This is a genomic window from Consotaella salsifontis (assembly GCF_900167365.1).
Taxonomy (GTDB): domain Bacteria; phylum Pseudomonadota; class Alphaproteobacteria; order Rhizobiales; family Rhizobiaceae; genus Consotaella; species Consotaella salsifontis.
The window spans coordinates 311,371-335,943 of record NZ_FUXL01000001.1 but is presented as its reverse complement, the minus strand read 5'-3'; the positions used below and the strand labels follow the sequence as shown (position 1 = coordinate 335,943).

18 protein-coding genes are annotated in these 24,573 nt (G+C 63.7%); 12 read left to right on the top strand and 6 right to left on the bottom strand.

Translation table 11 applies throughout. The features are described from left to right. Window positions 1-157 precede the first annotated feature (157 nt). The 9 genes from B5D38_RS01530 (at window position 158) to rpmG (ending at window position 11,768) form a co-directional block, all read left to right on the top strand. Window positions 158-1,111, top strand: coding sequence for an aspartate carbamoyltransferase catalytic subunit (locus B5D38_RS01530; protein ID WP_078706598.1), 954 nt, complete (start codon window positions 158-160; stop codon window positions 1,109-1,111). Beyond that, a complete protein-coding gene (locus B5D38_RS01525; protein WP_078706597.1) occupies window positions 1,108-2,427 on the top strand; it encodes a dihydroorotase in 1,320 nt (439 codons plus the stop codon). Before B5D38_RS01530 ends, B5D38_RS01525 begins: the two co-directional genes overlap by 4 nt. Further along, a complete protein-coding gene (gene plsY / locus B5D38_RS01520; RefSeq protein WP_078706596.1) occupies window positions 2,424-3,026 on the top strand; it encodes a glycerol-3-phosphate 1-O-acyltransferase PlsY in 603 nt (200 codons plus the stop codon). The genes B5D38_RS01525 and plsY overlap by 4 nt, the downstream gene beginning before the upstream one ends. Beyond that, window positions 3,023-4,162 carry a DNA-processing protein DprA gene (gene dprA, locus B5D38_RS01515; protein ID WP_245318713.1) on the top strand — a complete coding sequence of 380 codons (1,140 nt, stop codon included), beginning with the start codon at window positions 3,023-3,025 and terminating at the stop codon, window positions 4,160-4,162. The genes plsY and dprA overlap by 4 nt, the downstream gene beginning before the upstream one ends. Window positions 4,163-4,577: 415 nt before the next feature. After that, window positions 4,578-7,313 (top strand): type I DNA topoisomerase, encoded by a 2,736-nt coding sequence (gene topA, locus B5D38_RS01510; protein ID WP_078706595.1) that lies wholly within the window; start codon window positions 4,578-4,580, stop codon window positions 7,311-7,313. A 2-nt stretch (window positions 7,314-7,315) separates the two neighbouring features. Then, window positions 7,316-9,574, top strand: a complete 2,259-nt coding sequence (gene rnr / locus B5D38_RS01505; RefSeq protein ID WP_078706594.1) for a ribonuclease R — start codon at window positions 7,316-7,318, stop codon at window positions 9,572-9,574. Next, the gene (locus B5D38_RS01500) at window positions 9,571-10,005 is read left to right on the top strand and encodes a DUF983 domain-containing protein (protein WP_078706593.1); all 435 of its coding nucleotides are present in this window, start codon (window positions 9,571-9,573) and stop codon (window positions 10,003-10,005) included. The genes rnr and B5D38_RS01500 overlap by 4 nt, the downstream gene beginning before the upstream one ends. 188 nt (window positions 10,006-10,193) lie before the next feature. Further along, entirely contained in the window at window positions 10,194-11,393 is a 1,200-nt protein-coding gene (locus tag B5D38_RS01495) for an MFS transporter (protein ID WP_078706592.1), read from the top strand. A gap of 207 nt (window positions 11,394-11,600) precedes the next feature. Continuing rightward, on the top strand, window positions 11,601-11,768 hold the full coding sequence (gene rpmG, locus B5D38_RS01490; protein ID WP_078706591.1) for a 50S ribosomal protein L33: 168 nt from the start codon (window positions 11,601-11,603) through the stop codon (window positions 11,766-11,768). A gap of 613 nt (window positions 11,769-12,381) precedes the next feature. Here rpmG and B5D38_RS01485 read toward each other — a convergent pair. Then, window positions 12,382-13,749 (bottom strand): PleD family two-component system response regulator, encoded by a 1,368-nt coding sequence (locus tag B5D38_RS01485; protein ID WP_078706590.1) that lies wholly within the window; start codon window positions 13,747-13,749, stop codon window positions 12,382-12,384. A 10-nt stretch (window positions 13,750-13,759) separates the two neighbouring features. Then, window positions 13,760-14,131, bottom strand: coding sequence for a response regulator (locus B5D38_RS01480; RefSeq protein WP_078706589.1), 372 nt, complete (start codon window positions 14,129-14,131; stop codon window positions 13,760-13,762). A 140-nt stretch (window positions 14,132-14,271) separates the two neighbouring features. Between B5D38_RS01480 and B5D38_RS01475 the strand changes: the two genes are divergently transcribed. Further along, on the top strand, window positions 14,272-14,580 hold the full coding sequence (locus tag B5D38_RS01475; protein ID WP_078706588.1) for a DUF3572 domain-containing protein: 309 nt from the start codon (window positions 14,272-14,274) through the stop codon (window positions 14,578-14,580). A gap of 57 nt (window positions 14,581-14,637) precedes the next feature. Then, window positions 14,638-15,978, top strand: coding sequence for a DNA polymerase IV (locus B5D38_RS01470; protein ID WP_078706587.1), 1,341 nt, complete (start codon window positions 14,638-14,640; stop codon window positions 15,976-15,978). Window positions 15,979-16,140: 162 nt separating this feature from the next. Here the strand turns inward: B5D38_RS01470 and dnaE are convergent, their stop codons facing one another. Beyond that, window positions 16,141-19,638, bottom strand: a complete 3,498-nt coding sequence (gene dnaE, locus B5D38_RS01465) for a DNA polymerase III subunit alpha (protein WP_078706586.1) — start codon at window positions 19,636-19,638, stop codon at window positions 16,141-16,143. A gap of 551 nt (window positions 19,639-20,189) precedes the next feature. Between dnaE and B5D38_RS01460 the strand changes: the two genes are divergently transcribed. Then, window positions 20,190-20,741, top strand: a complete 552-nt coding sequence (locus B5D38_RS01460; RefSeq protein ID WP_425349302.1) for a heme-degrading domain-containing protein — start codon at window positions 20,190-20,192, stop codon at window positions 20,739-20,741. Between the two features lie 26 nt (window positions 20,742-20,767). Here B5D38_RS01460 and B5D38_RS01455 read toward each other — a convergent pair whose 3' ends face one another. Genes B5D38_RS01455 through proS form a run of 3 tightly spaced genes read right to left on the bottom strand, consistent with a single transcriptional unit; the run spans window position 20,768 to window position 24,085 of the window. Further along, the gene (locus tag B5D38_RS01455) at window positions 20,768-21,472 is read right to left on the bottom strand and encodes an ABC transporter ATP-binding protein (protein WP_078706584.1); all 705 of its coding nucleotides are present in this window, start codon (window positions 21,470-21,472) and stop codon (window positions 20,768-20,770) included. Then, entirely contained in the window at window positions 21,469-22,767 is a 1,299-nt protein-coding gene (locus B5D38_RS01450; protein WP_078706583.1) for a lipoprotein-releasing ABC transporter permease subunit, read from the bottom strand. The genes B5D38_RS01455 and B5D38_RS01450 overlap by 4 nt, the downstream gene beginning before the upstream one ends. Then, the gene (gene proS / locus B5D38_RS01445; protein ID WP_078706582.1) at window positions 22,757-24,085 is read right to left on the bottom strand and encodes a proline--tRNA ligase; all 1,329 of its coding nucleotides are present in this window, start codon (window positions 24,083-24,085) and stop codon (window positions 22,757-22,759) included. The genes B5D38_RS01450 and proS overlap by 11 nt, the downstream gene beginning before the upstream one ends. Window positions 24,086-24,573: the final 488 nt, after the last annotated feature.

Below are 24,573 nucleotides of genomic sequence, written 5' to 3'. Positions count from 1 at the left end.
CGCCTCTCAGACGTGCTTAACAAAATCTAAACGCCAATCTCGGCTCCTCATCCCGGAGGCGCAAGCGAAAGCGGCTGGCAAGGTTAACGAGCGTGGAGCCACAAGGCTCCCATGCGCTTGCCGCCTTTCGCGCTTTCTCCTATAGCCGTGGTCCAATATGAGCGCGCCCGCACCTACTCCCCCGTTCCGGCATCGCCATCTTCTGGGCATCGCCGATCTTTCTCCGCAGGAAATCGAGGGTCTCATCGACCTCGCGGAAGCCAAAGTGGCCGTCTCCCGCACGCGGGAGAAGGAGAAGACGGCCCTGAGGGGCCGGACGCAGATCAATCTGTTCTTCGAAGCCTCGACCCGCACCCAGTCTTCTTTCGAGCTGGCGGGCAAGCGCCTCGGCGCCGACGTAATGAATATGTCCGTCGGCAATTCCTCCGTGAAGAAGGGGGAAACGCTGATCGACACCGCCATGACGCTCAACGCCATGCAGCCCGACATTCTGGTGGTGCGCCACCATGCGGCCGGCGCGGTCGCGCTGCTCGCCCGCAAGGTCGACTGCTCGGTGGTGAACGCCGGCGATGGCGCTCACGAACATCCGACCCAGGCGCTTCTCGACGCTCTCACCATGCGTCGCCACAAGGGGCGGGTCGCCCGACTCACGGTGGCCATCTGCGGCGACATCCTTCATAGCCGCGTGGCACGCTCCAACATCCTCTTGCTGAACGCGCTTGGCGCGCGTGTCAGAGCCATCGGCCCGTCGACGCTTCTGCCAAGCGGCATCGCCTCGATGGGCGTCGAAGTTTTCCGGCGCATGGAGGATGGCCTCAAAGGGGCCGACGTCGTCATGATGCTGCGGCTACAGCGCGAGCGCATGGAGGGCTCCTTTGTGCCGTCGGTGCGGGAGTATTTCCGCTATTACGGGCTCGACGCCGCCAAGCTCTCCCATGCCAAGCCCGACGCTCTCGTCATGCATCCGGGCCCGATGAACCGAGGCGTGGAGATCGCCTCGGACATCGCCGATGGGCCGCAGAGCGTCATCGAGGAACAGGTCGAGATGGGGGTCGCCGTACGCATGGCGGTGATGGAGACGCTGCTTGCCGAGCGGGAGGCCGGCCGATGAGCGAGACCAGTCGTACCCTCGTCATCGAGAATGCCCGCATTCTCGATCCATCCAGAAGCGTCGACGAGATCGGAACGGTCATCGTCGAAGACGGTCTGATCGCGGCCGCTGGTGCGAATGCGCTGAACCAGGGCGCGCCGGAGGGGGCCGAGCGCATCGATGCTTCGGGGCTCGCGGTTCTGCCGGGTCTGGTCGACGCGCAGGTCTTCATCGGGGAGCCGGGCGGCGAACATCGCGAGACGATTCGCTCGGCCAGCCGCGCCGCCGCGGCCGGCGGCGTGACGAGCCTCCTGATGATGCCCGACACCAACCCGGTGATCGATTCGCTTGCACTGGCCGAATTCGTCATGCGGACCGCGCGCGAGACGGCAGTCGTCAACGTCCATCCGGCGGGCGCGCTGACGCGGGGGCTGGCCAGCGAGGAGATGACCGAGATCGGCCTGATGAGCGAGGCCGGCGTCACCGTGTTCACCAACGGGCGCAACACCATTAGCAACCCCGCCCTGATCCGCCGCATCATGACCTATGCGCGCGACTACGGCGCGCTTTTCATGCATGAGACGCAGGATGCGCGCCTGACCGGCTCCGGCGTCATGAACGAGGGGTTGTTCGCCTCCTGGCTCGGCCTGTCAGGCATTCCACGCGAGGCGGAAATTATCCCGCTGGAGCGCGACCTTCGCCTGGCCGCGCTCACCGGCTGCCGCTACCACGCCTCCAAGGTTTCGGTCGCGACATCGGCAGAGGTGATCCGATCCGCCAAGGCGCGGGGCGGCGCGATCAGCGCGGGCGTTTCGATCAACAATCTCTCGCTCAACGAGAACGACGTCGGCGAGTACCGCACATTCTTCCGGCTCTCGCCGCCCTTGCGCTCCGAGGATGACCGGCGGGCGATGGTGGAGGCCCTGGCCGACGGCACCCTCGACGTCGTCGTCTCCGCCCATGATCCGCAGGACGTCGACGGCAAGCGCCATCCTTTTTCCGAGGCTGAGGTCGGCGCAATCGGCCTGGAGACCCTCCTTCCGGCGGCGCTTCGGCTTCATCACTCGGGCGACGTGCCCTTGCCGCGGCTCATCGAGGCAATGACCTCAGCGCCCGCTCGCCTGCTTCAGATCGATCGCGGCACTCTCCGGCCTGGAAAGACCGCCGATCTCGTTCTCGTCGATCTCGACGCCCCCTTCGTCTTCTCCGAAAAGCGCATCCACTCCCGCTCGAAGAACACTCCCTTTGAGAACGCGCGCTTCCAAGGAAAGGTCATGCGCACGCTCGTTTCGGGCCGTACGGTCTACGCCGAGGGTGAACAGGGAGAGAGCGCATGACCGAGGGTGCAGGCTTGGGAGCGGCGCTGATCGCGCTGATCATCGGCTATCTTTTCGGGACGATCCCTACGGGCCTGCTTCTCGGAAGGGCCTTCGGGCTTGGCGACATCCGAAAGATCGGCTCCGGCAATATCGGGGCGACCAACGCCCTGCGCACCGGTAACAAGCTGATGGCGTTCCTGACGCTTCTCGGCGACGCGCTGAAGGGAACCCTCCCGGTGCTGATCGCCTGGCGCTTCGGCGTGCTGCCCGCGGCTGCGGCAGGCCTTGGCGCCTTCCTCGGCCATCTCTTTCCCGTCTGGCTCGGCTTCAAGGGCGGCAAGGGCGTCGCCACCTATCTCGGCGTGCTTCTCGGGTTCGCCCCCTGGGGCTTCGTCGTCTTCGCCGTCTCTTGGCTCCTTGTCGCCTTCGTCACGCGCTATTCGTCGCTGGCGGCCCTGACGGCGACGGTGATCGTTCCGCTGTTCTTCCTCCTCATGGGGCAGAGGGAGGCCGCTCTTCTGGCCGCGCTTCTCACCATCCTCGTCTTCTTGCGTCACAAGACGAACATCAGCCGCCTTCTCAACGGGGCGGAAGGCAAGATCGGAGCCAAGGGGTGAGCGACGGCGAGAAGCCGGGCAACGCGATTCGGCTGACCAAATCCCAGCGTCTTGCCTGGCTTCGCCTGATCCGCTGCGACAATGTCGGACCGGCCACCTTTCGCATGCTGATCAACCGCTTCGGCGGCGCGGAAGCGGCGCTGGAGGCTCTTCCGTCACTCGCCGAGCGCGGCGGCGCGAAAAGACGCATCTCTCTCGCCAGCCTCGATGACGTGGAACGAGAGATGGCCACGGCCGAGCGTATCGGCGCGCGCTTCGTATGCCTTGGCGAGTCTGATTATCCCGCGACGCTGCGCGAGGCCGAGCAGGCACCGCCCGTGCTTGCCGTGATGGGAGACGCGGCGGTGCTCGCGCAGCCAGCCGTTGCCATTGTCGGCGCACGGAATGCCTCGCTCGCCGGCGTCAAGTTTGCCAAGAAACTCGCTGAGGAGATCGGCCGCGCCGGCTTCGTGATCGCGTCGGGACTGGCGCGGGGGATCGATGCCGCCGCCCACGAGGCATCGATCGCGACGGGCACGATCGGCGTCATGGCCGGCGGGATCGACCGCCCCTACCCGCGTGAGAACCAGCCGCTGATGCGCCAGATCGTCGACGGCGGCGGCGCGATCATCTCGGAGATGCCCTTTGGCTGGGAAGCGCGCGCGATGGACTTTCCCCGCCGTAACCGCATCGTCGCCGGGCTGGCGCTCGGCCTTCTCGTGGTGGAGGCGGCACAGCGGTCGGGCTCGCTGATCAGTGCCCGGCTTGCCGGCGAGATGGGGCGCCTCGTCTTCGCCGTTCCCGGTTCGCCGCTAGACCCTCGCGCGGGCGGCGCTAACCAGCTGCTGAAGCAGGGCGCCATTCTGGTGACGGGCGCCGAGGACGTGATCGAAGCGCTCACGCCTCTCGACGGTCGCCTCCCACTGGCCGGCAAACTCGACTTCGGCGAGCCCACGTTCGAACCGGCGACCGACGAGCCGGCGGAAGGGGAGCGCGAGCGGATCCTCGAATTGCTGGGTATCGCCCCCGTTTCCATCGACGACCTTGTGATGCAGGTGGTGGCCTCCCCTGCCGCCGTTCAGCTGGCGCTGCTTGAGCTTGACCTCGCCGGCCGTTTGGAACGCCACTCAGACGGCCGCGTCTCCATTGTGATCTAGTTCGCCAGCGGCTCCGATGAGGTCGGAGGCTTCGAGCCTTGCCATATCGATGAGGTAAGATAAGACGGAGCCATGCGGCGCTCCCGCGACGGTCTTGAGCTGACCGAGCATATCCGTCACATATTCCAAGTTGGCTCGTTTCGAGCTTATATCTTCTGGTTTCATTGCCTACTCTTGATTCACGGCCGGACGATCGATCAGCGCCGCAGCCGATCAGACCGCCTAGGTTGCACCTGATAATAATATCTCTACGTAAAGTAGCAATACATCTCGACGCTCAAATCCCGATTGGGGTTGACCGGCCGCGTCGCACTGTCCATGTGAACGCTTGCCGTGGCTTTCGCGGCGCGTTACCCCGGCCGTCGCATCTGCGCGCACGTCTCATTATTCCCCTGTCGTTCAGGACCTAACGAACATGGATCTGGTCATCGTCGAGTCGCCGGCCAAAGCGAAGACGATCAACAAATATCTCGGCAAGAACTACAAGGTTCTGGCTTCCTACGGCCATGTTCGCGACCTTCCGGCCAAGGATGGCTCGGTACGCCCCGAAGAAGATTTCGAGATGAGCTGGGAGGTTGCCAAACTTTCCCAGAAGCGGCTTTCCGATATCGCGCAGGCATTGAAGGCGTCCGATTCACTGATTCTGGCAACTGACCCGGATCGCGAAGGCGAGGCCATTTCCTGGCACGTGCTCGAGGTGCTGCGGCAAAAGCGGGTCGTGGGCAAGAAGCCGGTTTCGCGCGTGGTCTTCAACGCCATCACGAAGAAGGCGGTGCTCGACGCGATGGCCAATCCGCGTCAGATCGACGAGCCCCTAGTCGACGCCTATCTCGCCCGCCGTGCGCTGGACTACCTCGTCGGCTTCACCCTCTCTCCCGTTCTCTGGCGCAAGCTTCCAGGCGCCCGTTCCGCCGGCCGCGTCCAGTCGGTGGCGCTGAGGCTCGTCTGTGACCGCGAGGCGGAGATTGAGCGCTTCAAGCCGGAGGAATACTGGCAGATCGAGGCCAAGCTCGCGACATCGCGCAACGAGGAGTTCACGGCGCGGCTCTCCGCGTACGAAGGCAAGAAGATTCAGCGCCTGACAGTGAAGTCGGGCGACGAGGCAAACGGCATTCGCACCATGCTGGAAGGCGCGGCCTTCCGCGTCCTGAGCGTCGAGGCGAAGCCCACCAAGCGCAATCCCGGCCCGCCCTTCACCACCTCGACCCTGCAGCAGGCGGCTTCGGCCAAGCTCGGCTTTTCACCCTCGCGCACGATGCAGGTCGCTCAGAAGCTTTATGAAGGTGTCGATCTCGACGGCGAGACCATCGGCCTCATCACCTATATGAGAACGGACGGCGTTCAGATGGCGCCGGAGGCGGTCTCCGAAGCACGCAGCGCCATCAACGACAGCTTCGGAGCCCGGTATCTTCCCGATAGCCCGCGCCATTACTCCACCAAGGCGAAAAACGCCCAGGAGGCGCACGAAGCCATCCGCCCGACGGCGTTCAGCCGCGCGCCCAAGGATGTCGAGCGCTTTCTGGATCGTGACCAGCTTCGCCTTTACGATCTTATCTGGAAGCGCGGTATCGCCAGCCAGATGGCGGCGGCCGAATTGGAGCGCACCACGGTCGAGATCAGCGCGCGCAATGGCGGCAAGGAAGCCGAGCTGCGCGCCACGGGTTCGGTCATCCGCTTCGACGGCTTCATCGCCGCCTATGTCGATCACAAGGACGAAGGCGAGGACGACGACGAGTCGGCGCGCCTGCCCGCGATGACGGCGGCCGAGGAGTTGGCGCGCCGAGCGATCGCCGCTTCGCAGCACTTCACCGAGCCGCCGCCGCGCTATTCCGAGGCGTCGCTCATCAAGAAGATGGAAGAGCTGGGTATCGGCCGTCCGTCGACCTATGCGGCCGTTCTCCAGACGCTGCAGGACCGCGACTATATCGTTCAGGACAAGCGGAAGCTCCTGCCCCAGGCCAAAGGCCGGCTGGTGACGGCCTTCCTGGAGAACTTCTTCGAGCGCTACGTCGAGTACGACTTCACCGCAAGCCTTGAGGAAAAGCTCGACCGAATCTCGGCGGGTGAGCTCTCGTGGAAAGAGGTACTGCGGGATTTCTGGCGCGAGTTCTCGGGCCACGTCGATTCAACGAAGGAACTTCGCGTTTCCGACGTTCTCGACGCGCTCAACGAGGAGCTCGGCCCGCTCGTCTTCCCGCCACGCGAGGACGGCTCCGATCCCCGCTCCTGCCCGCGCTGCGGCAACGGCCAGCTCAGTCTCAAGCTCGGACGCTATGGTGCCTTCGTCGGCTGCTCCAACTACCCGGAGTGCAATTACACCCGCCAGCTCGGCACCAATCTCGCCGCCGACGCGGACGGAGAGGCACCGACCAGCGATGGTCCGCAGGAGTTCGGGACAGACCCCGACACGGGCGAGGCCGTGACGCTTCGGGTCGGGCGCTTCGGCCCCTATGTCCAGCGAGGCGAAGGCAAGGAGGCCAAGCGCTCGTCCTTGCCAAAAGGCTGGGCCGTGGCGGACATGGACCTCGAGAAGGCGCTGAAGCTTCTCAACCTGCCGCGCGAGGTTGGACTGCATCCGGAAACCGGCAAGCCCATCACGGCCGGCCTCGGGCGCTATGGTCCCTTCCTCCAGCATGACGGCGCCTATGCCAATCTCGAATCGATCGAGGATGTCTTCACTGTCGGCCTCAACCGCGCTGTCACGGTGATCGCGGAGAAGAAGGAGCGCGGCGGCAAGGGCCGGGCGACGCCCGCGGCGATCGCAACGCTCGGCGAGCATCCCGAGTTCGGCGGCGAGATCACCGTGCGGGACGGACGCTTTGGCCCCTACGTCAATGTCGGCAAGATCAACGCGACGCTGCCGCGCGGCAAAGACCCGGCTTCGGTCACACTCGAAGAGGCGATCGCGCTGCTGACGGCTCGTGCCGAAAAGACCGGCGCGAACGTCAAGGGAGCCAAGTCGGGAGCCAAGTCGGCGGCATCCAAATCGACAGCGTCCAAGACCAAGAAGCCCGCCGCCAAAAAGTCAGCGACCGCGAAGGCGGGCGAAAAGGACGCCGAGACACCCGCGAAGAAACCGGCGCGAGCGAAGACCTCGAAGCCTAAGGTCGCACCGGCAACGGCGTCCGACACCGCGCCCTGGGACGAATAGAGATGGCGCCAAGGCCGAAAGCGCCCGTGGAGTTGTCGCGCGAGGCGGTGCTGCGGTTCATCGCCGACAATCCTACTCGCTCGTCCAAGCGCGACATCGCCAAGGCTTTCGGCGCCAAGGGCGAGAACCGCCTCGCTCTCAAGGAGATCCTCGCCGATCTGCAGGCGGAAGGAGTGATCGAGGGCGGACGCAAGAACTTTTCCCGTCCCGGCGCTCTGCCCGGCGTCGCGGTCCTCGAAATTCGCCGCAGGGACAGCGACGGCGACCTTCTGGCCGAGCCTACGAACTGGGACGAGGACGAGCGCGGGCCCCGGCCGCGTCTCCTTGTCCGGCAGCATCGCGACAATGGACATGCCGCCGGGATCGGCGATCGTATCCTCGCCCGCATCACCGAGGACGAGGATGGCACTCGCATCGCGCGTGTCATCCGGGTCCTCGAAAAACGCACAGGCGTCGCGCTCGGCGTGTTTCGGCCAATGCCGGGTGGCGGCGGGCGCATCGAGCCGGTCGACAGGCGCCAGCCGGAATATGCCATTGGTCCCGACGATGCAGGCGAGGCGGCGGACGGTGATCTCGTCGAAGTCGAGCCCTCGCGCCGCAATCGCGCGGGGCTCCCCTTCGCCCGCGTGGTCGAGGTGGTCGGCTCGCTGAAGAGCGAGAAGGCGATCTCCACCATCGCGCTCCACGCTCATGGCATTCCCCACATCTTCCCCGAAGGCGTTCTGAAGGAAGCCGAGGCCGCCGGTCCCGCCCCGCTCGAGGCGCCGCGCGAAGACTGGCGCAATCTGCCGCTCGTGACCATCGATCCGGCGGACGCCAAGGATCACGACGACGCGGTTCACGCCGAGCCCGACACCGATCCGGGAAATCCCGGCGGCTTCGTCGTCACCGTGGCGATCGCGGATGTCTCCTGGTATGTGCGCCCTGGCTCCAAGCTGGATCGCGAGGCGCGCCTCAGGGGCAATTCGGTTTATTTCCCCGATCGCGTCGTGCCCATGCTGCCCGAGCGCATATCCAACGACCTGTGCTCACTGCGTGAGGGCGTCGAGCGCCCGGCGATGGCCGTGCGGATGATTTTCTCCGCCTCCGGCGATAAGCGCCGCCACAGCTTCCATCGCATCATGATGCGGAGCCAGGCCAAGCTCGCCTACGAGGATGCGCAGGCCGCCATCGACGGCGCCGCCGGCGCCGTGCCGGACGGTGTTCTGCCGCTGCTGCGAACCCTTTGGGCGGCCTATGGCGCGCTGGCGGAGGCGCGCGCGCGGCGAGAACCGCTCGACCTCGACCTTCCCGAGCGAAAGATCGTCCTCGACAAGGCTGGTCGCGTCGACTGCGTCATGGTGCCGCAGCGGCTCGACGCCCATCGGCTCATCGAAGAGTTCATGATCCAGGCGAATGTGGCGGCGGCGGAAACGCTGGAGGAGCGGCGGCAAGCGCTGATCTACCGCGCCCACGACGCGCCGTCGCTCTCGCGGCTCGAATCGCTTCGCGATTTCCTGCGCTCGCTCGATCTGAAGCTCGGCGGCAGCGGCACGTTGCGCCCGTCCCATTTCAACAGCATCCTTCGCCAGGTGAAGGAAAGCGAGCATGAGGCGCTGGTCAACGAGGTCGTTCTTCGATCCCAGTCCCAGGCGGCCTATTCGCCTTCCAATATCGGCCACTTCGGGCTGAACCTGATGCGCTACGCGCATTTCACCTCGCCGATCCGGCGCTACGCGGATCTCGTGGTCCACCGCGCGCTGATAACGGCTCTCGATCTTGGCGAGGGCGGCCTCTCGCAAGAGGACGAGGATAATCTCGAGACGACCGCCGAGGAAATTTCCAAAGCCGAGCGCCGCGCCATGGCGGCCGAGCGCGACACGGTCGATCGCCTGATCGCCCATCATCTCGCCGATCGGATCGGGGACAGCTTCGAGGGACGCATCACCGGCGTCACGAAGGCGGGACTCTTCGTTTCGCTCCCGACCTTCGGGGCCGACGGCTTCATCCCGATCGGCTCGCTCGGCAACGAGTATTACCGCTTCGACGAGGCCGCGCAGACGATCTCCGGGGAGCGGAGCGGACGAGGCCACCGGCTCGGCGACGCCGTGACGGTTCGTCTCGTCGAGGCCCTTCCAATGGCGGGTTCCATGCGCTTCGAGATGCTGTCGGAACCGCGCAAGCTTCCGCGCTCCACCCAGTCGTTCCACAAGGCCCGCCGCGGCCGCACCAGTCGGCCCGGCGAGCGCAAAGGCAAACCGGCGAAGGGGAAGCGGCGTTGACCGATTTCATCGAACAGACGATCGTCGGTACCGGTTCGGAGGAGACGCGCCCGCTTGGGCCCGCCCTTTTAAAGGGACTGAAATGCCGGTGCCCGCGATGCGGCGAGGGAGCGCTCTTTTCCAGCTATCTCAAGACGGTCGATCACTGCGCCGCCTGCGGCGAGGCGATCCATCATCATCGGGCGGACGACCTGCCGCCCTACATCACGGTTTTTATCGTGGGCCATCTCATTGTCGGGCTCTTCATGGCTGCCGACGACCTCTTTGCCTGGTCGATGGGCGTCCATCTCGCGGTCTGGACGACGCTGACGCTTCTCCTCTGTCTGGCGATGTTGCCGCCCGTCAAAGGCGCGACGGTGGGGCTTCAATGGGCGCTGCGAATGCATGGTTTCGGCGGGACCGAGCCGGCCCCCGAGGACGAACTCGCCTGACGCGCCCTTGCGCTTTCCGTCATCCTTCCGTCGCGCCGAAAGAGTATCGGCGAGTGGACTTACCAGGTGGGCTCTGACCCATGCGAGGTTGAGGATCAGGGGGGTGATCGAGCGCGCGCTGGTCACATCACTTTGGGCCTGCTAGGGCCGCCGTATCGCCTTCAATGGAAGACCATCGAAAACGGGTCATGGAACAGAGCACGCCGAAGGAACTGGCGCACGAGGCCAAGCAGCAGATCCAGTCGATAGACTGGCTTTCGGCAGGTGCCGCGATCGGCTCGATCAGCGCGGTCGGGCTCGGGCTCGGCCTGGGGCTTCCGCTCCTGAGCGTGATTCTGGAACGACGCGGCATTCCGGCGACGCTCATCGGCGCCAACACGGCGGTAGCCGGCATAGCGTCGCTGATCGCGGCGCCGTTGGTGACGCCCATCGCGCGGATCATCGGCGTGCGAACGGCCATGCTCGCGGCGATCGTCCTGTCCGCCCTATCCGGGCTTGGCTTCTATTATCTCGTGCCGTTCTGGACGTGGTTCCCGCTGCGCCTTGTCTTCCATTTCTCGATCACGGCCCTTTTCGTTCTCTCCGAGTTCTGGATCAACGCGGCGGCGCCGCCGGCGAGGCGCGGTTTCGTCCTTGGCCTTTACGCCACAGTGCTCTCGCTGGGCTTCGCGATCGGCCCATGGATTTTCTCGCGAATAGGGGCCGACGGGCCGCTGCCGTTCTTCGTCGGCTCCGGCGTCATTCTCGCCTCGGCGCTTCCGCTGTTCATGGCATGGAACCGCCAGCCGTGCCTCACCGAACGGGCGCGTGGGAGCTTCTGGAGATTTCTCTATGCGGTGCCCACGGCCACGGCGGCCGTACTGATCTTCGGAGCGGTGGAGGCTGGGGGTTTCGCGCTGTTCCCGATCTTCGGTGTGCGAATCGGTTTGTCCGAATCCGCGGCGGCGCAACTTCTGACCGCCGTCGGGCTCGGCAATGTCTTCATGCAAATCCCGATCGGGCTCGCCAGCGACCGGGTGCGTGACCGCAGGACCCTGCTCGCCGTCTGTAGCCTCGTGGGGCTCGTCGGCACGCTCTGCCTGCCTCTGCTGACCGCCAACTGGTGGGTCATGGCGTTCGTGCTGTTCATCTGGGGCGGCGTCGTCGCCGGGCTCTACACCGTCGGTCTGGCCCATCTCGGAGCCCGCCTTTCCGGCTCCGAACTGGCATCCGCCAACGCCGCCTTCATCTTCTGCTATGCTCTGGGGATGCTGATCGGGCCACAGACCATCGGCTTGGCCATGGACGCCGCCGGTCCAAACGGATTCGCATGGTCGCTGGCGCTCTTCTTCAGCGTCTATCTCGTTCTCACCCTTGTCCGCCTCGTGTTCGGCGGTCGTCAGGCTTGACTTCAGCCACCTTATCGGTACTTTGCGCCGCCGAAGCGTCAGCGGTTTTGCCACTGGCGTCGATGGGATATGGCCGATCTTGGATCGGTCGCGCGGCGAAGGGCGCCGCTCATTCGGGATTAGCCGCAAGCGTCCTCAAGCTCTTTGGTCTTTCGATGTTCGGAAGAATGCGGAGCGGCGGAACGCACAGCGACGGAAAGTTGACAGATGGCCAAGGCGACAACGATCAAGATCAAGCTGCTCAGCACCGCTGACACCGGCTACTTCTATGTGACCAACAAGAACAGCCGCACCATGACCGAGAAGATGGTCAAGACCAAGTACGACCCGGTCGCGCGCAAGCACGTCGAGTTCCGCGAAGCCAAGATCAAGTAGGCGTCCGCGCCGCAAAGGCACGATGCTACGTTCGGTTCGACTTGCGGCCATGGATCGGCCGGAAGTTTTTGGTTGTCGTATTTGTGCTGCTGTGATTGCTTAACGCCGCCGTTCAGGCGGCGTTTTTGGCTGATCTCCTGACGCGCGTGCGCACCGCCAGGAGCTCCCCTACTCTATCCCAGGCCTGCGTATTCGATCGGCACTTCGCCATTGGCGCAGCCTGCCGCCGCGTCTTTCTCTCGTTTCAACGTTTGAGTTGATGCACGAAGGACGATGCTGCGAATCGCGCCGTGTGGAGTATGGCCGGGGATAAGCGAAGCTGGAAGTCCGTCAACCGAAGCGTCCGGCATGACGGTAAAGCGGATCAGTGGCCGGTCGGCGATTCCGATGCGGTACGAGGAAACCGCGTATTCGGATGCCGACCGGCCGCCCCACGGGACCCAGGAGATGCGGCGGACCTGAGCATTCCATGGGGTAACGGTTCTTGCGCCTCGACAGCGCCCTCCGTGATCCACGCCCTCAGACTCGCTCAAACCAGTCGCAAAATCAACGAATCACTTCGAAAGCACGTTTTTTTGGTAAAGAATGGTTAAGGACGCCGGGCTAGCGCTGCTTAGGCGGCCTCGGCCATGACCTGATTGCGTCCATTCTTCTTTGCCAGATAGAGGGCCGCATCCGCTCTCTTAAGCAGCGTGGCCGACGTGTCTCGTGTCGGATCGTAGACCGAGTAGCCGGCGCTAACCGTCAGGTTGACCCTCTGGCCGGACAGGTCGATCGGGTTTTCCGCGACGCTGATTCTCAGGCGCTCGCCTATCAGCCGCGCCACGCGTGCGTCCGCTTCCGGCATCAGAACGACGAACTCTTCCCCACCATATCGACAGGCAAGGTCGCTGCCGCGCAGCGCCGCCGTGATAGTGGTGGCGAAGTGCTTGAGCACGAAGTCGCCGACGTCGTGCCCCCACTCGTCGTTGATGCGCTTGAAGTGGTCGATATCGGCAATCAGCACGGCGAGCGGACGGCCGTCGCGCCGCGAACGCTCCATGGCTTTCTCGAGCTGGTTCTCCATGAACCGCCGATTGTGCAATCCCGTCAACGGATCGCGAACCGCCAGCTCGATGGTTTCCGTCAGGCTTTGGCGCAAGCCGTCCGCGTATCGCTTGTGGCGAATTTGCGTACGCGTGCGCGCAAGCAGCTCGTTGGCGTCGACCGGGCGCAGAAGATAATCGTTGGCGCCGAGGTCGAGGCCGCGCGCGATGCGCGCCTCATCATGACGTTCGCCGATGAGGAGGATCGGGATTGAGCGTGTCGACTCTCCCGCCCTGAGCTGCGAAACCAGCCGTAGGCCATCGAAACTCTGCGCCGACAAGTTGATGATGAGGAGCTCGGGCTTGATTCGCGCCGCCTCGGCGAACGCGGCAGGCGCTGACGCCGCAACGGTGCCTGAATGCTGCCCCCTGACAGTTCGCGCAAGACGCTCCGCCGCTTTGGCATCCTCGTCTACGATCAGGAGCCGCCCATCCAGACCGGAAGACCGAAGCTGCTCCACCAGGTCCGAGCGGACCACAAGGTCCACCGTGGTTTCGGCGCGAATGCGTAGCTCGTCCGTGAGGAGCTTCTGGCGCGTCAGGCTTTTGACACGGCTGAAAAGCTGCAGATCGCTGACCGGCTTGGTCAGAAAGTCGTCGGCTCCGGCCTCGAGCCCCATCAACCGGTCGGATGGCTGATCCAGCGCCGTGATCAGGACAATGGGCAAGTGCATCGTCTTGAAGTCGCCCTTCAGGCGCCGGCAAACCTCATAGCCGTCCATGCCGGGCATCATCACATCAAGAAGAACGAGATCGATCGCCTGCGTCCGGCAGATCTCGATCGCCTCGGCGCCGCTGGTGGCGCGCACGACGTCAAAATACTCGGCCGACAACCGAGCCTCTAGGAGGCGCAGATTGACCTCGATATCATCGACGATGAGGATGCGACCGGTCATGGCGCCCTCCTCAGGCGTCGCCGAGGAAGGACTTGATCATGGCGATGAACGGGGCCACTGAAATCGGCTTGGAGATGTAGGCCTCGCAACCGCCCTTCCGAATGCGCTCTTCGTCGCCCTTCATGGCAAAGGCGGTGACGGCAATCACTGGGATCCTATGCAGCTCGCTGTCGGCCTTCAGATCCTGTGTCACTTTGAGCCCCGAAACCTCGGGAAGCTGTATGTCCATGAGGATGAGATCCGGCTTATGCTGGCGCGCCAGCTCGACGGCGGTCAAACCGCTGCGTGTCTGGACGGTGCGGTAGCCGTGCGCTTCGATGAGATCGCGGAAGAGCTTCATGTTGAGCTCATTGTCTTCCACGATCATCACGGTCTTCGTCATGTCCGCGATACTCCATTACAGAACGGCGCCCGCAGCGGGCTGTTCTTGTTCACGCCGCACAGTCGAAACCCTAGCCCATGTTCATTTACGAAATGGGAATCGCTCGTATAAGCAGGCCAAAACGCCAGGAAGACTTAACAATGAGACAACGCCCCGCTCGACAGAACATCACGCCAGAGGAGGCCGAGGCCGTGGGGATTTCCGCGCTCCAGTACATCGCCGCCGATCCCTCGCTCACCAGTCGCTTTCTTGCTATAAGCGGACTGGATGTCGCAGATCTGCGCCGGCGGGCGCGCGATCCCGGTTTCCTGCCGGGTCTCCTCGATTTCATCCTGGCTCACGAGCCGACGCTTGTCGACTTTTCTGCACAATCGGGGCACTCCCCTCAGCGCGTGGTCGAAGCAAGAACCGTTCTTGGCGGAACCTATAAGGCAGGCAACGCATCCTGATTCAGGCAAGTCAGCAGCCGTCACGTTGAGCAGTTGCTGTCCAAACACGTTTCCGCGATGAGCGACCTGAATATCATATTTTGTAGGGACTGTCTCGTCGTTCAACCGGCGCCGGCACGACGCTGCGCCCGGTGCGGGAGCCCCCGACTCCTGCAGCATCCCGAGCTTGCGCAGCTTTCGATCGCCCATATCGATTGCGATGCCTTTTATGCATCCGTCGAAAAGCGGGACAGGCCGGAGCTCTCGGATAAACCGGTCATCATTGGCGGCGGCAAACGTGGCGTCGTCTCCACCGCTTGCTATATCGCGCGGATCAGCGGCGTGCGTTCGGCGATGCCGATGTTCAAGGCGCTCGAGCTTTGTCCCGAAGCCGTCGTTATCAAGCCGGACATGGCGAAATACGCCGCTATCGGCCGCATGATCCGCGAACGGATGCGCGCCTTGACGCCCTTGGTCGAGCCGCTCTCCATAGACGAGGCTTTTCTTGACCTGACCGGCACGGAACGGCTGCACCGGATGCCGCCGGCGCTCATCCTGGCCCGCTTCGCCCGATCGATCGAGCAGGAATTGGGCCTGTCCGTATCGGTCGGTCTGTCGCACAACAAGTTCCTCGCCAAGATGGCCTCGGATCTTCAGAAACCTCGCGGGTTTTCGGTGATCGGGCGAGCAGAGACGCTGTCCTTCCTCGCCGCCCTGCCGATCAAGGCCATATGGGGCGTGGGCGCGGCACTCGACCGGCAGCTCGCGCACGACGGACTGCGGACAATTGGCCAGCTTCAAGGAATGCGCGAGGAGGACCTGATGCGGCGCTATGGCACCATGGGTCAGCGACTATCGCGGCTTTCGCGCGGCGTCGACGAGCGACGCGTCACGCCAGACCGGCCAACCAAGAGCATTTCCAGCGAAACGACCTTCGACCGCGACATTTCCGGCCCGGAGGATCTTGTGCCGATTCTCCGCGGTCTCAGCGAAAAGGTCGCACGCCGGCTCAAGGCGACGGATCTGGCCGCCAGCGAGGTGACGCTGAAGCTCAAGGGTGCCGACTTCCAGACCCGCACTCGCAACCGACGCCTCGCGGCCCCCACCCGGCTTGCCGACCGCATCTTTCACGCCGGCCACGCGCTCCTTCTGAAGGAACTCGACGGCACACCCTTCCGCCTTATCGGAATTGGATGCAGCGTTTTCTCTCCGGCTGCCACCGCCGACCCTGACGATTTGGTTGATCCGTCCTTCGCGCGTCGCGCCAAGGCCGAGGCGGCGCTCGATCAGCTTCGCGAACGGTTCGGCCTGCAATCTGTCGAAACCGGAATCACCTTCCGCAGGGGAAGGGCCGCGACGACCAGCGAAAAGCAGAACGGAAAGAGCGAATCTTTTCCCTATGATGGCGAGAAAAGTTGAGACGCCGATTGCACGACTTCATGCAACGCTTGAAGCAATGGCGGCTCTCATTCTCAAGGCGACCAAACGGCCTATTGGTCGCTTTCAGTTCGACGAATAGCTCGAGCGCCGCCTCGGCGGGCCGGTAGAGCGCGAAACGCTCCTTCGCTTGGCTTGCCGTTATCAGACGAGCTCCACATCCAGAACGCCTGGCGCCGCCTTGATGGCGCTCGCCATCTGAGGCGAGACGCGGTAGCGGCCCGGCAAGGAAATCTCGACCTCGCGCTCGCCATCGTTGCGCACCAGCACCAGGGAAATTTCGCCGTCGCCGCCGGTCTTGAGCTGGGAGCTCACGGCCCGAACGGGCGTTGCATCCCGCATGAAAACCCGCAGCGCCTTCTGCATGCGAACGGCCTCGTTCTCCAGCGACTGAACCGATTGCGCGCGGAACGAGATGCCTTCCGGCCGCTGCTCCGCCGAAACGGTGACGATCACCGAGGCACCCGGTTCGAGCTGATCGCGAAACGTCGTCAGGGTTTCCGAGAAGAGAACGACCTCGAATTGCCCTGTCGGATCGGACATCTGGACGATGCCGATCTTGCCGCCGGTCTTGGTCTTTTTCTCCTGCCGTCCGGTCACGGTGCCCGCAAGGCGCGCCGCGCTTGCCCCCCGCTTCACACTCGTCACCACCTCCGAATAGGGCTGTACGCGAAGGCGCTGCAGGGTGGAGCGATACTCGTCGAGCGGATGGGCCGAGAGATAGAAGCCGACCGCCTGGAACTCGCGCAGCAGCCGCTCCGACGACGTCCAAAGCGGTGCTTCGGCGAGATAGAGCGGCTCCGGGCCGCTGGCGGCCATGCCGAACATGTCCGACTGCCCCGAGGATTTTGCGTCCTGAATGCGCTGGGCATAGCCCGTCAGGCGATCGAGATTGGCGGAAAGGAGCGAGCGGTCGTGGCCGAAGCAGTCCAAGGCTCCCGCCGCGATCAGGCATTCCAGTGTGCGCTTGTTGACGATCTTGGGATCGATGCGCGTGCAGAAATCTTCGAGGTTCTTGAAGGGGCGCGATCCGCGCATCTCGACGATGTGGTCGACGGCATGGCCGCCCACGCCCTTGATCGCCGCGAGGGCATAGAGGATGCGGCCGTTGTCCACCTCGAAGGCGGAATAGGACGTCTGCACGGATGGCGGCACCACGTCTATGCCGAGGCGCATGGCCTCCTGTCGGAAGTCGTTGAGCTTGTCCGTGTTGCCCGCGTCGAGCGTCATCGAGGCGGCGAGAAACTCGACCGGATGATTGGCCTTGAGATAGGCGGTCTGATACGAAACCAGCGCGTAGCAGGCGGCGTGCGACTTGTTGAAGCCGTAGTCGGCGAACTTTGCCAAAAGATCGAAGATCGTGTTCGCCTGAGCCTTCTGAAGCCCGTTCTTGGCAGCGCCATCCACGAAGCGCACGCGCTGCTTGTCCATCTCCGCGCGGATCTTCTTGCCCATGGCGCGCCGCAGCAGATCGGCTTCGCCGAGCGAATAGCCGGCGAGCACCTGAGCGATCTGCATCACCTGCTCCTGGTAGATGATGACGCCCTGGGTCTCTTTCAGAATGGGCTCGATCATCGGATGGATGATCTCGAGCTCCTCCTCGCCATGCTTGCGGGCGTTATAGGTGGGGATGTTCTCCATGGGACCGGGGCGGTACAGCGCGACGAGGGCGATGATGTCCTCGAGGCAGTCCGGCCGCATGCCGATCAGCGCCTTCCGCATGCCCGCCGATTCCACCTGGAACACACCGACCGTCTCGCCCTTGGTGAGCATCGAATAGGTCTTGGTGTCATCAAGAGGCAGATTGGACAGGTTGATCGCTACGCCCTTGCGCGCGATCAGCTTGACCGCCGTCTGCAGCACCGTCAGCGTCTTGAGGCCGAGGAAGTCGAACTTCACCAGCCCCGCCTGCTCGACCCATTTCATATTGAACTGAGTGACGGGCATGTCCGAGCGCGGGTCCCGGTACATCGGCACCAGCCGCGACAGCGGCCGGTCGCCGATGACGATGCCGGCGGCGTGGGTCGAGGCGTGGCGGTACAGCCCCTCGAGCTTCAGCGCGAAGGAGATCAGGCGATCGACGATCTCCTCCTTCTCCCGCGCCTCCTTTAGCCGTGGCTCGTCCTCCAGCGCCTGGGCAAGCGTCACCGGATGGGCCGGGTTCTGCGGCACAAGCTTGCACAGCTTGTCGACATGGCCATAGGCCATCTCGAGCACGCGGCCGACGTCGCGCAGAACGGCGCGCGCCTGGAGAGATCCAAAGGTGATGATCTGCCCGACCTGCTCACGCCCGTATTTCTGCTGAACGTAATGGATCACCTCCTCGCGGCGGTCCTGACAGAAGTCGATGTCGAAATCAGGCATCGACACGCGCTCAGGATTGAGGAAGCGCTCGAAAAGCAGCGAGAAGCGCAGCGGATCAAGATCGGTGATGGTGAGCGAATAGGCGACGAGCGAGCCGGCGCCGGAGCCGCGCCCCGGACCGACCGGAATGCCCTGACTCTTCGCCCACTTGATGAAGTCCGACACGATGAGGAAGTAGCCGGGAAACTTCATCCGCTCGATGATGCCGAGCTCATATTCCAGCCGCTCGCGATACTCCTCCTCGGTGCGCCCCGGAGCGATGCCGTGGGAAACGAGCCGCTTGTCGAGGCCCTCTTTCGCCTGGCGACGGAGCTCGGCCGCCTCGGCTCTTTCGGCTTCCTCGGGATCGGCATCCGCACCGGCGAAACGCGGCAGAATCGGCTTGCGCGTTCTCGGCCGATACGAACACCGCCGGGCGATCTCGATCGTGTTCTCCAGCGCTTCCGGAAGATCGGCGAACAGCACAGCCATCTCGGCCTGGGACTTCAGGCAGTGGTCGCGCGTCAGACGGCGGCGATCCTCCTGGCTCACCAGCTTGTTCGACGCGACGGCAATCAACGCGTCATGAGCCTCGAAGTCGTCGGGGCAGAAGAAGAAGGGCTCGTTCGTGGCGACCAGCGGCAGGTCCATCTCGTAGGCTAGACGCAGTGTCTCTGCCTCGACCCGCTGATTGCGACCTTCCTGGCGCTGGAGCTCGACATAGAGCCGATCACCGAAGAGAACGCGCAGCCGCTCCAGCCGCTCCTCCGCAAGCTTCGCCTTGCCGGCGGCGATGGCCGTGCCGATCGGCCCCTTCGGGCCGCCGGTCAGCACGATGAGGCCGGCGCTGCGCTCTTCCAGCCATTCGAAGAGGACGTGGGGACGGGTTGCGCCGTCATGGGCGAGATAGGCGAGCGAGACGATTTCGACGAGGTTGGAATACCCCTCCTCCGTCGCGGCGATGAACACCATCGGCGGGTAGCCGGCAAACATCGCCTTGTCACGCGGTCCCTGGCTCTCTGTCGCCTCGTCATCGAAGAAGACTTCAAGCTGACAGCCGACGATCGGTTGGATGCCGAGCTTCGATGCCTTTTCGGAGAACTCCAGAGCTCCAAAAAGATTGCTGGTATCGGCGATGCCGACAGCCGGCGCGCCATCCGCCTTGGCGAACTTGATGATCTGCTCGACGCGCAAGGCCCCTTCGAGCAGCGAATAGGCGCTGTGAACCCGGAGATGGATGAAGCGCGCCTCGGCAGCGGACTTGGCTTCGCCCGACGGCGAGGAAACAGATGTGTCCATCGGCTTCTTCCCTCCAATAGAGTCCTCTCACGGGCATCAGTGAGCCGTGCCTGCGTCACAGAGATAGCCGAGGCAGGTTCCCACCTCGACCTTCGTCCGCATTCCGTCCACCGCCCATCAACAGGAAAGCAGCCGCTTTCCCCAAAACCGACCACGGCGATGCGCGAGGAACACTGGATACCGAAGCCGCGCCTCTACCACTATTGCCCGATCAACGTCCCCACGACTCACGTGCGATCATCCCTCTCACGAAAAACGGCCAATCACAGGGCAACGAGGAGAAGCGAGACGCTGGTCAGAAAAATCGAGACGGCAACAAGCGAGGCGATATCTTTCACGATCGTCATGATTTTCCACTCCTTCTTGATATGTTCCTGTTTTGTTCTTTTTGGATTCGTTTGTCAAGCGCGCCGCAGAACATGGCTGCAGGGCCCCTTTCTCACTGCGCGCAAGTTCCCCCCCGCTAATTGACGAGGTCGCTAAGTTCCCACAGATGAGAACGGTGGGGGACATGAAGCGCCGCCCGCAATCGCAGGAAGAAGCGCTTCACATTGCCGGAGGATTCCGGCGCCGCAACAGGGAGAAGACAGATGCTTGACCATGATCAGCGCCAGAGCATTGAACGGGATATCGTATTGATCGCGCGGCAGGAGGAAACACTCGTCCTGCCGACGTTCGATGAGGATGTCGCCTGGGCGCTCGGCTCCCGGCTTCGGCGTCTGGGCGCGGGACTTCCGATCGTGATCGATGTACGGCGCTTCGGACTTCCGCTTTTCTTCACCGCTTTGCCAGGCAGCGCGCCCGACAATGTCGAATGGGTTCGCCGCAAGAGCTCGCTCGTCGCGCGCTTTTACCGGGCGTCTTATGCCGTTGGTCTAGATCTGAGACTGAAGGAGACGACGCTCACGTCGCGCTTTGGCATCTCGGAAGCCGATTATGCAGCCCATGGCGGCTCTTTTCCCATCCGCACGGTGAGCTCAGGAATCGTCGGCTCCCTCACGGTTTCGGGATTGAGACAGCGCGACGACCACGCGCTGGTGGTCCGCGCACTGGCCGAGCACCTGGACATTGATCCGGCGGAAACCGCCCTGCCCGATCAATAAGCTAGCGTATGCCGCCGTGCCCGACGTCAGGAAGCCGTTCGCAAACCGATATCGAGCGGCACGATCTTGCCGCCCTCGATGGTGACGGCGCGGTCCATTCGCGCGGCAAGCTCGTGATTGTGGGTGGCGACAAGCGCCGCCACGCCCGACTGCCTCACCAGCGCGGTGAGCGCGTCGAAGACATAACCGGACGTCTTCGGATCGAGATTGCCTGTGGGTTCGTCCGCGAGAAGGACATAGGGCGTGTTGGCCACGGCGCGGGCGATCGCTACCCGCTGCTGCTCGCCGCCCGAAAGCTCGGCGGGCCGATGGTCCGCGCGCGGCCCAATCCGCATGTAGTCGAGAAGCTGCTTGGCACGCTCTGCCGCCATGGGCTTTGACAGCCCTCGGATCATCTGCGGCAGCATGACATTCTCCAGCGCCGAAAACTCGGGCAGGAGATGATGAAACTGGTAGACAAAACCGATGGTGTCGCGCCGCATCGCCGTGCGCCGGTCGTCGTCGAGCGAACCGCACCCCTCGCCGTTGACGTAGACCTCGCCGCCGTCCGGACGCTCCAGGAGCCCCGCGATGTGGAGAAGTGTCGACTTGCCGGCGCCCGATGGGGCGACGAGAGCCACCATCTCGCCGGAGGCCATGGAAAAGTTCGCGCCACTCAAGATCGTCAGCTTGCCTTCGCCCTCGCGATAGTGCCGCTCGACGTTCTCCAGCCTCAGTGCATCCGTCTTCATTCGTATCTCAGCGCTTCAACGGGATCGAGCTTCGAGGCCTTCCAGGAGGGAAACAGCGTCGCCAGGAACGACAGCGCCAGCGCCATCGCAACGACGGACACGACCTCCACCGCATTGATCTCAGCAGGCAGCTGGCTCAGGAAATAGAACTCGGGATCGAAGATCGTCGTCCCTGAAAGCCAGGAGAAAAATTGGCGGAGGTTCTCGATGTTGAGGCAGAAGAGCAGGCCGAGCACGAAGCCCGCCGCCGTGCCCGCCACGCCGATCGAGGCGCCCGTGATCAGGAAGATCCGCATCACTGCGCCGCGCGTTGCCCCCATCGTGCGCAGGATGGCGATGTCCCTGCCCTTGTCCTTCACCAGCATGAAGAGGCCGGAGATGATATTGAGCGCGGCCACCAGGACAATGAGCGTCAGGATGATGAACATCACGTTGCGCTCGACCTCCAGGGCCGAAAAGAAGGACTGGTTCTGCTTCTGCCATGTCACCGTGTAGGCTGGCCGCCCTGCCGCCTGCTCGATCGGCGCCTGCAGCGCGGCGACGTCGTCGGGATCGTTGACGAAAATCTCGATGGTCTGCGCGCGCCCGTCCTGGTTGAAGAAGAGCTGGGCCTCGGACAGCGGCATGTAGACATAGGCTGCATCGTATTCCGACAGCCCGATCTCAAACACCGCAGAGACCGGATAGGCCTTCACGCGAGGCACGACGCCCATGGGCGTCGAGTCGCCCTCAGGAGCGACCAGTGTGATCATGTCGCCGACGCCAAGGCCCAACGCCGAGGCCATGCGCGTGCCGATGGCGACGCCGCCGCTCTCGTCGAAGCCCTCAAGGCTGCCCGACTTGATGTTGCTCGCGATCGGCGTCAAACGCCGCAAATCGGCGCCTCGCACGCCCTTGACGAGGGCGCCCGTTCCCGTGCCGCTTGTCCCCGAGGCAAGGACCTGTCCCTCGATGAGCGGCGCGGCGAAGGTGACGCCGCTGACTTTCGATACCCGCTCGGCAACCGCATCATAGTCGGTGAGCGGTGTATCAATCGGCTGGAGGATTACATGGCCATTGACGCCGAGAATGCGCGTCAGCAGTTCGCCGCGAAAGCCGTTCATCACCGACATGACGATAATCAGAGCGGCCACGCCCAGCATGATGCCGATGAAGGAGAAGCCGGCGATGACGGAGACGCCGGCGTCCCGCCGCCGGGCGCGCAGGTAGCGTCCCGCCAGCATCCACTCGAAGCGGGAAAAGGCGCGCGCTCGCGCCTCTCCGCCGCCTTGCGTCATCGCAACCTCAGCGCTCATCGGCAACGCGATTCACGATAGCGTCGAGCGGCAGAGTCAGCCGTTCGCCGCTCGCCCGGATCTTGATCTCAGCCTCGCCGGCCTTCGCACCGCGCGGACCGACGATCACCTGAAGCGGCAGACCGATGAGATCCATGGTTGCGAACTTCGCCCCGGCTCGCTGATCGACGTCGTCATAGAGGACATCGAGCCCGCGCCCGCCAAGCTGGGCATAGAGATCCTCGCAGGCCCGGTCGCAATCGGCGTCGCCAGGCTTCATGTTGATGAGACCGACATCGAAGGGTGCGACAGCCTTCGGCCAGATGATGCCGTTGTCGTCGTGGAACGCCTCGATAATGGCCGCGACGAGCCGGCTCGGGCCGATACCATAGGAGCCCATGGAGACCGGCACCTCCTTGCCGTCGGGGCCCGAAACGACGGCCTTCATCGGCTCGGAGTACTTCGTACCAAAGTGGAAGATGTGCCCCACCTCGATGCCCCTCGCGGCGAGCTGGTCCGCCTCGGCAACCTGCGACCACTCGGCCTCGTCGTGCATCTCATCCGTCGCGGCATAGGGCTTCGTCCAGGTATCGACGATGCCCGCCAGCGCCGCCGCATCGGAAAAGTCTACGTCCTCGCCCGGAACCTTCAGCCCGAGATAATCGCGGTGGCAATAGACCTGGCTCTCGCCAGTCGAGGCAAGGATGATGAACTCATGACTGAGCTTGCCACCGATCGGCCCGGTGTCGGCGCGCATCGGAATCGCCTGTAGGCCCATCCGCGCGAAGGTCCGCAGATAGGCAACGAACATCCGGTGATACGCGGTCTGCGACGCACCATAGTCGATGTCGAAGGAGTAGGCGTCCTTCATCAGAAACTCGCGCGAGCGCATGACGCCGAACCGGGGCCGCACCTCGTCGCGGAACTTCCACTGAATGTGGTAGAGGTTCAGCGGCAGGTCCTTGTATGAACGAACGTAGGAGCGGAAGATCTCCGTGATCATCTCCTCGTTCGTCGGACCAAAGAGCAGGTCTCGCTCGTGCCGGTCCTGGATGCGCAGCATCTCCTTGCCATAGTCGTCGTAGCGCCCGCTCTCTCGCCACAGATCCGCGGATTGGATCGTCGGCATCCAAAGCTCCAACGCTCCCGAGCGATCCTGCTCCTCGCGAATGATCCCGCAGACCTTGTCGAGGACGCGCTTGCCGATGGGCAACCACGAATAAATCCCGGCGGCCTGCTGGCGGATCATGCCAGCGCGCAGCATCAGACGGTGGGAGACGATCTCGGCTTCCTTGGGCGTCTCTTTGAGGATGGGCAGGAAATATCGCGACAGGCGCATGTCGGGGCGTGCTTTCGATAGAGATTTAGGGGCGCGATGCCCAGCCGGTTCATAGACGGTCGGGACCGGATTGAAAAGCAGGAGCGCGATGCTTGCTTGTTCAGCATCCCCCTGCCCACGCGACACTCACATTGTGAAAAAGAATGTCATGAGACCGACATTTTGCGTGACAAGGCGCGATCGAGGCGCTAATTTCGCCCACATAACGGAGCCCGCACACAAGCTTCCGAAATCGCGGTCTAGTCTAGGGAGGACATGATTTCCGGCGCGCCTTTGGCTGCAGCCCCGGCGAACAAGCCGGCAGGAAATCGAGACCTGCACATCCTGGAAATGCAAGGCTTCGGCCTTGCATTTTTTTTGTGCAGTGATCGCCGCTCCACTTCTTCCATGCCGTCTTGGTAGCCAGCAAAGGGGCGGTTTCAAGGCGAGGGTACACCTGATTGGAAGGCCACGCTTGGCCGGTTAGCCATGCGTGGCCTGATCGAAAT

What these genes read in the sequence shown, in the direction of transcription:
- B5D38_RS01485 (WP_078706590.1), bottom strand. Translation starts at nt 13,749, where the DNA reads ATGACCGGTCGCATCCTCATCGTCGATGATATCGAGGTCAATCTGCGC.
- B5D38_RS01525 (WP_078706597.1), top strand. Translation starts at nt 1,108, where the DNA reads ATGAGCGAGACCAGTCGTACCCTCGTCATCGAGAATGCCCGCATTCTC.
- B5D38_RS01495 (WP_078706592.1), top strand. Translation starts at nt 10,194, where the DNA reads ATGGAACAGAGCACGCCGAAGGAACTGGCGCACGAGGCCAAGCAGCAG.
- B5D38_RS01530 (WP_078706598.1), top strand. Translation starts at nt 158, where the DNA reads ATGAGCGCGCCCGCACCTACTCCCCCGTTCCGGCATCGCCATCTTCTG.
- rnr (WP_078706594.1), top strand. Translation starts at nt 7,316, where the DNA reads ATGGCGCCAAGGCCGAAAGCGCCCGTGGAGTTGTCGCGCGAGGCGGTG.
- B5D38_RS01455 (WP_078706584.1), bottom strand. Translation starts at nt 21,472, where the DNA reads ATGAAGACGGATGCACTGAGGCTGGAGAACGTCGAGCGGCACTATCGC.
- B5D38_RS01480 (WP_078706589.1), bottom strand. Translation starts at nt 14,131, where the DNA reads ATGACGAAGACCGTGATGATCGTGGAAGACAATGAGCTCAACATGAAG.
- B5D38_RS01475 (WP_078706588.1), top strand. Translation starts at nt 14,272, where the DNA reads ATGAGACAACGCCCCGCTCGACAGAACATCACGCCAGAGGAGGCCGAG.
- topA (WP_078706595.1), top strand. Translation starts at nt 4,578, where the DNA reads ATGGATCTGGTCATCGTCGAGTCGCCGGCCAAAGCGAAGACGATCAAC.
- rpmG (WP_078706591.1), top strand. Translation starts at nt 11,601, where the DNA reads ATGGCCAAGGCGACAACGATCAAGATCAAGCTGCTCAGCACCGCTGAC.
- B5D38_RS01470 (WP_078706587.1), top strand. Translation starts at nt 14,638, where the DNA reads ATGAGCGACCTGAATATCATATTTTGTAGGGACTGTCTCGTCGTTCAA.
- plsY (WP_078706596.1), top strand. Translation starts at nt 2,424, where the DNA reads ATGACCGAGGGTGCAGGCTTGGGAGCGGCGCTGATCGCGCTGATCATC.
- proS (WP_078706582.1), bottom strand. Translation starts at nt 24,085, where the DNA reads ATGCGCCTGTCGCGATATTTCCTGCCCATCCTCAAAGAGACGCCCAAG.
- B5D38_RS01450 (WP_078706583.1), bottom strand. Translation starts at nt 22,767, where the DNA reads ATGAGCGCTGAGGTTGCGATGACGCAAGGCGGCGGAGAGGCGCGAGCG.
- dnaE (WP_078706586.1), bottom strand. Translation starts at nt 19,638, where the DNA reads ATGGACACATCTGTTTCCTCGCCGTCGGGCGAAGCCAAGTCCGCTGCC.